The organism is Bartonella sp. AC329YNZD (genome assembly GCF_042196685.1).
GTDB lineage: Bacteria > Pseudomonadota > Alphaproteobacteria > Rhizobiales > Rhizobiaceae > Bartonella.
The window spans coordinates 1-7,751 of the sequence record NZ_JBHIQS010000029.1; the positions used below are offsets into that span (position 1 = coordinate 1).

Consider the following 7,751-nt stretch of genomic DNA (forward strand, 5'->3'; position numbering starts at 1 on the left):
GCATGAAGCTGGTTACCCGTCACTGCATCCGTCGAACCAGATTGAATGGCCCCATCTAATAGAGACGTAAGCTTGCTGCTCTCTTTATTGTCTCCATGTGTCGCTACAAAGGCGCTCTTCGCTTCATTCCAGTTCAAAGAATCACTTTTTACATCAGCAATTTCTTTGGTAATTTCATTATGAATATTCGTAAAAGAGCTACCTACACCGGAAAACGCCTCCGCTACATTACCATAACTTTTCTCTTCATCATGACCTTCAGAATTGATTGTTTTAACCTTGAATGCAGGAGCTGTCCAAGCGCCATTTTCATACTTAGCGTTACCACCTAAAGATTTTGCAACATTATCACCTAACGCATGAAGCTGATTACCCGTTACAGCATCCGTTGAAATAGCAGAAATATCTCCATTTTGGAGAGATGTAATCTTGCTGTTTTCTTTCTTGTCTCCATGTATCGCTACAAAAGAACCTTTGGACTTATCCCACAACAAAGCGTCATTTTTAGCAGCCGTAATGTCCTTTTCAATCTCTTTGCTAATTTCATCCTTAATATTATTAAATTTATCTTTAACATTCTCGAATGAAACACCAACACCGACAAAGGCAGATGCAACATCGTCATAAGCCGAGTCAGAAACACTACCATCAGATGCAAATTTTTTAACCTTGAATGTAGGTACTGTCCATGCGCCATTTTCATACTTAGCATTACCGCCCAAAGATTTTGCAACACTGCTTCCTAGGGTATGAAGCTGGGAACCATTTATGGCATCAGTTGAGGTTGCTGTAATGTCTCCATTCTTCAAAGATTTAATCTTGCTGTTCTCTTTATTTTCTCCATGGGTCGCTACAAAGGCATTCGCCGTTTTGCTCCAAATTAAAGAATCACTTTTTTCACCAGCAATTTCTTTTGTAATCTCATTCTTAATATTCGTGATGGAATCACCAACACCAGCAAAGGCAGATGCGACACTGTCATAAGTCGAGTCAGTAACGTCACCATCAGAATTGAACTGCTTAACTTTGAATATAGGAGCAGTCCACGTGCCATTCTCATACTTAGTATTACCACCTAAAGATTTTGCAACACTGCTCCCTAGGATATAAAGCTGAGAACCATTTATGGCATCAGTTGAGGCTGCTGTAATGCTACCATTTTCAACTGCCTGAATCTTTTTACCACCAGCATTTATACCGGAAGTCGTCACTTTTGGACCATTGGCAATCACTAAGCCTGTTGCGTCTAAGGTGCTGTCTCCTATTTGTATTTTATCAACTATAATGGACCTAGCTAGATCAAATTTCACTTTATTGTCTTTATCACCTTTTGTGACCGTGAGATTTGTACTTCCAGCTGCCAAATCCATTGGGCTGGTTGAATTAACACTCGTTTTATTTTTACCATTAACAGAAAGATCCCAATTTGAGTTTACAGTGTCTTGTAGAGCTTTTAGCTGCGCAACATTCACGGCATCAGTGTCGTTCGTACCTGCAGCAACATTTATAATCTGTCTGGTCTGACCTTTCTCAAAATTGCCAATACTGAGTGCACCATTAGTAGCTTTCCATACGTTATCCTGTTTATCTGAGTTCTTTCTAATACTAGGGTTATAACCCGCAACACCAGCTTTAACATTAGCCAGAGAGTATTCACCTAAGGCAATTCCTCCGTCAACTGATGCTTTTGCTTGCCGACCAAATGCCAACGCACTGTCGCCGTTGGCATCTGCGTTCTCACCAAATGCTAACGCATAGTCGCCGTTGGTATGTGCACTCCGCCCAAGTGCAACCGCACTGTTACCGTAAACTTCTGCGTTCTCACCAACAGCAAGCCCCCCACTTCCGTTGACGCTTGCACCTCGACCAATACCAATCGAAGAATCCCCACTAACTTTAGCATTTGAACCTAAGGCAATCGCCGACTCACTTTGCGCAAAATCTCCTTTCACTATTGATGCATTTTGACCAATAACAATTGCACCATACGCATCTTTATCTACAACGCGCGCATTGTTGCCAATAGCAATTGAATTTTCCGTATTAGCTATAGGATCTTTAAAAAAAACGTTAGCAGTATTAACGTTCACACCTCTCGTTAATTCATAAAGCTGGGAACCATTTACAGCATCGGTTGAATTTGCTGAAAGCTCACCAGGAGAAACATCCAAAAGAGTCCGAGGTTTACCCTCACTATTCAGAATAGATATTCGAGTTAATGGTGAGTTAGGAGCAATCGATAACTTAGTCATCTCAACCTCGCGATCTAGTGCACGAGGTAAGCTTCTCATAAGAGAAAAGCTGTCTGTATTTTTATGCAGATCATCACCGTGAAATGGATTATTTTGTTTTTCCCCAATAGTAGAGGGTTCCTTTATCTCAACAAGCTGATGATTTAAAGCTGCCAAAGCACTATTAGTGCCAGAAAATGCATCCGTTACATTCTTATAATCTTCACTTCCCGCAAATGCAGTATCAAAAGCATCTTTAGTCTGAAATTTAATATCAGAACTTAAGTTTTTTAAGGTATCTTCACTCTCTATAAATGCAGAGTCAACATCTCCATACACTTTACTGCCAACTACATAGGCCGGGGGAATACCTTTAAGTACATTTGCATCACCACTAAAATCGTTTGATATGTTATTAAAAATCGAAGTATTAGCAGAAACAGGAGAAACATTTGATAAAAAGATAATCACTGAAGCCACTAAAAACGCTGTAATAAACAGTAATTGATAAAACAAGCAAGAATTTTTAAAACCATTCACCACTGGCGCCTTTGATGTGGTACATAATTTTTTCATAATAAATTCTCCAAGTAAGAAAAACATATCAAGAACATTAAAAAGACACATTTCAGCACTAAGAGTGATTTGAAGATTTGTTTTTCGTCTGTTCTTTATAAAGCTTAAGTTTTTCGAAAAGATTGAAAGGAGCAGATTAGAGCTCCAGTGGTGTTGCGATTAACGTTGATTAATAGTTTGGTTAGTAAGGTTTTGGTTTATTCTGCCTTTAAGCAAGTTGTTTGTTTGTAGTAATTTCTGAATTTGTGGGTAAGAATAGAGAATGAAAGGGACATATTCGTACGCTACTGTTAGATGTGTGATTTATAGTTATTTGAAATAAAAGAGTTCGTTTTGTATGCTTAATGGACAATGAATATTTATGAGTGAAAGGTTTAGGTCATTTAGACCCCGTGATAAGTTCAGGTAAAACTTGTATAGGATTATTGTGGTTTTATCACAAGAACAAGTGATTTGTTTCTTGATTTCTTGAGTCATTTTTCTTGAAGGGTTTTAAAGAAAAATGACAATAATCATGTGATTCTTTCATAACTTTCCGCACCTCCCTTTGCGAGAATTTTTTTGTTCTGTTTGTTCCAGAATGAGTCTTATAGACTTTCGAACAAAATAGCAAGAAGAAAATGAATTTAATTATTTTTACAGAATGAGTCTTTCTGATTTATGTAATCGTAAAATTCCCTATAATAAAAATTCATAACTTTTACGCGTATAGACTTATGTAGAGGTTCTGTTTTACAGTCAATTTGATGTATCTCTGTTTTGTCCAAAATGAGTCTTACTTTCATTGCCACTGCTGTGTACAGAGAAAATAATTAAAATAGTAAAAAGTGAGATTTTTTTGTTTCTTTAAGCATATCCCCCCAATGGATATTTTCTATTAATGAAATTATAAAACGTACAGTTTTAAAATACTGTGTAATTATGCGCTCTATCAATTTATATGATAATATTACTCTGCATTTGTAAAATTTTTGTTAAAGCGCTTCATTTTTTACTCAATTCAATCTCACTAAAATTATTCCTATAGAATATTAAGTGTATTACTCTGATAATATAAATTCGCCCTTGCCTAATAAGACAAGGGCGAAAATTCAGTTAAATTGCAGTTTTTCGCATTATCTGCTGTTATTTTAATTTTAGAGTTATTCCGCCACCTACTCCCCACTGGCCACCAGCACTGGTAGCTGATAGATTAGAACGAATCTTACCATCTTCAGATGTATAACCCGCACCAATAGCAAAAGCAGACTGACCACGCCACAAACCGCCACCAAATGAAACACTCAAAGATCCTGGATCATCGAAGTAACGTAAATTAGACACCGCCAAACCAATCGCTGCTGCTTGCCTTGCCTCTTTGCGCACATTCGTAATATCATAACTTAATGCTTCAAACTTCCTATCGGTATAGGACTTCGCCTCGTTAACACCTTTACTGACTTGATCAACCGTATATTTGTTCGCATCATTAAGAACTATCTTCATCTGCCCTTCAGTATAATCATGCAATTGACCACCATTAACAGCTTCCTTAGAACCTTTCTTAATTTTACCATCCCCTACGTTGTCTATCAAGACAGGGTCGCTGTCATTAACACCTTTTAGAGTGATGCTATTGGTTTTCTTTCCGCTATCATCGGTATCATAGCCAACCGCAATATCCACCTTTTTTTCAACGTTTGTTACCCTGCTCTCAACATTTGTTACCCTCTCTTTCATCTGCTGGAGCTGTCCGTCACTCCCCTCATAAGTTGACTTTTCTAAAATTTCACTAGGAGAAACAGTTACCGCGGTTGAATTATCTTCCTCATCCATAGAATTTTCCGCCTCATCTATGACAAGAGGTAAGCTTCTTAGAAGACGTGCGCTTCTCATAAAAGGAAAGCCGGCTGTAATAGTATCCGAACCACCTCTTCCAATTACAGGTTTTTCAACAATAGGAGCGTTATTTTTTATCTCAATAATCCGATGATTCAAATTTGTGAAAGCACTATTAACACCTGTCAATGCATCTGCAACGTTCTTATAGCTTTTCTGAGTCTCATTACCATCCTTATCAAAGGTTTTAACTATAAAAGTAGGATCATTCCACGTTCCAGCGTCATCATATCCAGCACCACCGCCGAAATAACTCGCAAATGCCTGAGCCATAAAATAAAGCTGGCCACCATTTACTGCTTCAGTCGATGTTGCCGTAAATGCACCACCCTTAACACCAGAGAGAATTCGTGAAGTATTCATACTGTTTGCAATATCTATTCTATTACCAGCTTCACTTCCACCAATCGTAATAAGCCCAGCGCTATTTTGCTTAACAAGGTTATTCCCTGCCGAATTAATGACTATATTTTCAATCTTTTTATCAAGATTCGTGAAAGAACTATTTACGCCTGTAAAGGCATCTGCAACATTATAATAGCTCTTTTCAGCTCCATTACCATTCTTATCAAAGACCTTAACTGTAAAAGTAGGAGCATTCCAGTTTCCATCTGCATCATATCCAGCTTTACCACTGAAATAGCTAGCAATTACATTGCTCATAGCATAAGCTTGAGAACCATTGATTGCATCAGTCGATGTTGCTGTAATAGAACCAGCCTTAACACCTGAAAGAATCCGTGCTGCATTATTAACGTTCGCAATACTTACCCTCGTTCCACTCACTTTTCCACCAATGGTAATAAATCCAGCTGCATCTTGCTTAACAAGACTATCACCTGTCGCATCAATGACTATATTTTCAATCTTTTTATCAAGATTCGTGAAAGAACTATTTACGCCTGTAAAGGCATCTGCAACATTCTTATAGTCTCTTTCAGCTCCATTACCATCCTTATCAAAGACCTTAACTGTAAAAGTAGGAGCACTCCAATTTCCATCTTTATAGCCAGCACCACCACCAAAATAGCCTGCAACGACATTGCTCATGGAATAAAGTTGAGAACCATTGATTGCATCAGTCGATGTTGCTGTAATAGAACCAGAATTAACACCTGAAAGAGTCCGAACCGCATTATCAATATTTGCAATACTTACCCTCGTTCCATTTACTTTTCCACCAATGGTAATAAGTCCCGTATCATCTTGCTTAACAAGGTTGTTCCCTGCCACATTAACGACTACATTTTCAATCTTTTTATCAAGATTCGTGAAAGAACTATTTACGCCTGTAAAGGCATCTGCAACATTACGATAGCTCTTTTCAGCTCCATTACCATCCTTATCAAAAACCTTAACTTTAAAAGTAGGAGGCGTCCATTTTACTCTATCAAATCCAGCACCACCACCAAAATAGCTAGAAATAGCAAGGCCTAGAGAAAAAATTTGGGAGCCATTAACTGCATCAGACGAGAATGGCGAAATCACACCATTATTAACACCAGTAAGAGTTCTCAATTCATGAGAGTTATTTTCAATGCTTATTCTATTGCCACGTGCATTCGCACCAATTGTAATAAGCCCTGAGCTATCTTGCTTAACAAGATTATTGCCCGCAACTTCACGTTCCAAACCATATAATGCAGAGCCAACATCTCTGTACACTCTACCGTTAATTATATAAGTTGGTGCAATATCTTTAAGTATATTTGTACCAGCACCAAAATACTGCGATACATTACCCCACGCATCACAAGCAGAAACAGGAGAAGCATTGGATAAAAAGACAGCTACTGAAACCAATGAAAGCGTTTTAATAAAAGGTAATCGATAAGATGAGCAAAAATCTTTAATATCACTCTCTTCTAGCATTTTAGGTATGTTATATATTTTTTTCATAATAAATTCTCCAAATAAGAAAAACATTAAAAAGACATATTCTTGTGTTAGGGAAACTTCAGAAGATATTTTTTCTTGTTTTGTAAAAAGATTAGGGTTGTCATAATGGGAAAAAGAACTATCTAAAACACCATGAGACTATCATTGGTGTTGGTCGATAGTATAGTTAATAAGGGCGTGGTTTTTACGCTTTTAGGGAGGTTGTATCTTTTGCTGTAAAACCCTTGGGGGTGGGAGTAAATAAAATACGTGTAGAGAGGACATGTTTGTATGCTCTTATGAGTTTTTTGTGTGCTTAAGAAGCAATAAAGATGTTATTGCGAAAGTGGGATTAAGTTGTTTGCTGAATGAGCTAAGGTATTTTTTGTAGAGTTATTATACTTTTGTCATAAAAATAGGTGAGATAACTTTGAACCTTAAAGGTGTATCTCTTAAGTCTTTTTATGGTAAAGTAATAATGGTTATGTTTTTTTTTCATAACTAAACGCATTTCCTTTTGCGTAATTTTTTGCTCGGTTTTTTACGGATTATCTTTGCTCAAGCACTCTCTATAGGCTATTAAGAAAAATAGCAAGAAAAAAATGAATTTAATTTAATAATTCTTTCTGATTTATTAAAAATTCTAAAATTTATAGCATTGTTCCTTGCTCTTTAGTCCTTTATAGGAGCATTGATGTGTTATTGTACTTTAGATGTTATGATCAAAGTGAATCTTACTTAATCATTGCTATTGCTGCATACAGAGAAAATTGAAATAGTAAGAAATGGGATTTTTTATTTCTTTAAGCATCCCTCAAATGGATATTTCTATTAATAAAACTATAAAATGTATGCTTTCAGACTATTGTACGATTACGTACTCTATTAATTTACATAGAGATATCACTCTGCATTTGTAAATCTTTAGTTAAGACACTTCACTTTAACTAAAATTAGTTTCACTAAAATGATGACTATAGAATACATTGCTATAAGACTTTATAAGTATACTACCTTGTGATTTTCTGTATAAAATATTAATGCTCTATAATATAAAAATTTCGCCCTTGTTTCATTAAACAAGGGCGAATGCATTTTTTATTGTTAATTCAGCGTTAAGTTTATTCCAGCGCTTACCCCCCAGTGACCTCCTGAGCTCGTGACAGATAGGTTAGAGCGGATATTTCC

The 7,751-nt window shown here is 36.7% G+C and carries 3 pseudogenes; all 3 read right to left on the reverse strand.

Annotated features, from left to right (window positions below):
• Positions 1-2,807 (reverse strand): annotated as a pseudogene (locus ACFIMW_RS08490) (hypothetical protein); the annotation flags it as partial.
• Positions 2,808-3,932: 1,125 nt separating this feature from the next.
• A pseudogene (locus ACFIMW_RS09580) lies at positions 3,933-4,463 on the reverse strand (YadA-like family protein); the annotation flags it as partial.
• An 843-nt stretch (positions 4,464-5,306) separates the two neighbouring features.
• Positions 5,307-6,611 (reverse strand): annotated as a pseudogene (locus tag ACFIMW_RS09585) (hypothetical protein); the annotation flags it as partial.
• Between the last annotated feature and the right edge of the window lie 1,140 nt (positions 6,612-7,751).